The organism is Lacisediminihabitans sp. (assembly GCF_036404185.1).
Taxonomy (GTDB): Bacteria; Actinomycetota; Actinomycetes; order Actinomycetales; family Microbacteriaceae; genus Lacisediminihabitans.
The window spans coordinates 1-1,727 of sequence record NZ_DASWPB010000181.1; the positions used below are offsets into that span (position 1 = coordinate 1).

General features: G+C 67.5%; 4 protein-coding genes. 3 read left to right on the plus strand and 1 reads right to left on the minus strand.

Going from position 1 to position 1,727, the window contains the following annotated elements; translation table 11 throughout:
* From VGC18_RS13095 to VGC18_RS13105, 3 genes are all read left to right on the plus strand, one after another.
* The coding region (locus VGC18_RS13095; RefSeq protein ID WP_331098093.1) for a DUF1778 domain-containing protein at positions 1-306 on the plus strand (306 nt) is incomplete at its 5' end.
* Positions 303-812 carry a GNAT family N-acetyltransferase gene (locus VGC18_RS13100; protein ID WP_331098095.1) on the plus strand — a complete coding sequence of 170 codons (510 nt, stop codon included), beginning with the start codon at positions 303-305 and terminating at the stop codon, positions 810-812. The genes VGC18_RS13095 and VGC18_RS13100, both read left to right, overlap by 4 nt.
* Positions 813-858: 46 nt before the next feature.
* Positions 859-1,377 carry a hypothetical protein gene (locus tag VGC18_RS13105; protein WP_331098098.1) on the plus strand — a complete coding sequence of 173 codons (519 nt, stop codon included), beginning with the start codon at positions 859-861 and terminating at the stop codon, positions 1,375-1,377.
* Here VGC18_RS13105 and VGC18_RS13110 read toward each other — a convergent pair.
* The gene (locus tag VGC18_RS13110) at positions 1,343-1,687 is read right to left on the minus strand and encodes a YnfA family protein (protein WP_331098100.1); all 345 of its coding nucleotides are present in this window, start codon (positions 1,685-1,687) and stop codon (positions 1,343-1,345) included. The genes VGC18_RS13105 and VGC18_RS13110 overlap by 35 nt on opposite strands.
* Positions 1,688-1,727 lie beyond the last annotated feature (40 nt).

Consider the following 1,727-nt stretch of genomic DNA (forward strand, 5'->3'; position numbering starts at 1 on the left):
TTGTACGGGAGATTGCCGTACAATCGAGCAATGAGCATGGCAACCAAGAACACCAGGATCGAATTACGCCTGACCGGCGAACAGAAGAGCGAAATCGAACAGGCCGCGGCCCTGTCCGGTCGGTCCGTGACGGATTTCTCCGTGCCCCTTCTGGTGGAGCGGGCGAATGACGTGATTCGGCAGGCGCGCGAGCTTCACCTCTCGCGAGAGGCCTGGGATGCGTTCAACGACCTTCTGGATCAGCCGGCGAGGCCGATCGACGGCCTGGCGGATCTGCTTCGGCGCCCGTCCGTCTTCGCCGAGTGACCCTCTTCGCGCGCCCTCGCGCGATTGCCGAGTCGGACGTATGCGCCGAATTCGACTGCGGGGAGACGACGCTGAACGACTGGCTCAGGTCTCGGGCGGTCACGAACGAGAAAGCGGGTGCATCGCGCACCTTTGTCAGCATCGAGCGCGAGTCGGGTGTGGTCGCGGGCTACTACTGCCTCTCCGCGAGCGCTCTGGTGCGGGGCGAGGCGGCGCCGCGGCTCCGGAGGAACATGCCTGATCCCATCCCCGTTGTCCTGATCGGACGCCTCGCCGTCGACCGCAGGTTCGCCAGGAACGGTCTGGGTGTTTCCCTCCTCAAAGACGCGGTCACCAAGGCAATCGAGGCGTCGCGCCTCATCGGGTCCCGCGCCGTCATCGTCGAGACCGTGAACGCTCGAGCCGAGGACTTCTATCGCCCATTCGGTTTCGATCTCATCCCGGGCGGCTCGGGGGCCATGTACCTGCTCACGCGGGATGCAGAGGCGACCGTCGCGGCGCTCTGACCGCTGAGCCCGCCAACGGATACGCTCTGGTCAGGAGGTGACCCCCATGGACTACGTGATCGCGTTCTGCGGATTTCTCGGCGGCTGGCTGCTCGTCGCCGGCCCGCTCTACCAGGCCGCGCTCGAACTGCGGGAACAGGAGATCGACCGGGAGCAGATCGAGGCGGCGGCCTCGACCGTTCCCGTCCCGCCGAAGCTGTCCCTGTGGTGGTGGTTGCTTCCACCGGTGGCCTACGTCGTCCAGCGCCGCAGGTCGATGGCCTACCGTCGCTCGGTCGTCGAGGTCCTCTCTCCCGAGCAGCTCGCCCAGACCGTCGCCTTCCTCAACAAGGCGAGGGGCTGGCTCATCGTCGCCTCCGGGGCCTTCCTCCTCGCGCTCAAGGAGACCTGGGAGCTGCGCGAGCTGTTGGACTGGCCCGTGCTGGTGTTCTGGGTGCTCGTGGTCGTCGCCGCGGGGCTGTGCGTCGGCAACGTCGTGGTCACCATGGCCGGCACCGCTCGCGCTCTCAAACGCGACGAGGCGGATGCGCTCAGGCGCCCTGGCGCGCGTGGGGCGCGAACATGATGACGGCGACTCCGAGCAGGCAGATGATCGCGCCGACGACGTCCCAGCGGTCGGGTTTGAATCGATCGACGAGCACACCCCAGACGAGGGCACCGGCGACGAACACGCCCCCGTATGCCGCGAGGATGCGTCCGAAGCTCGCCTCCGGCTGCAGCGTGGCGACGAAGCCGTAGGCGCCGAGGGCGAGCACACCCAGCCCGGCGAGCCACCAGGACCTCCCCTCGCGCACCGACTGCCAGATCAGCCAGGAGCCGCCGATCTCCGCGAGGGCTGCCAGGGCGAAGAGGACGACGATGCGAAGGACGGTCATGATCGATTATCTCCAGAAGCCGCTCCGCCGCCGCCGACGG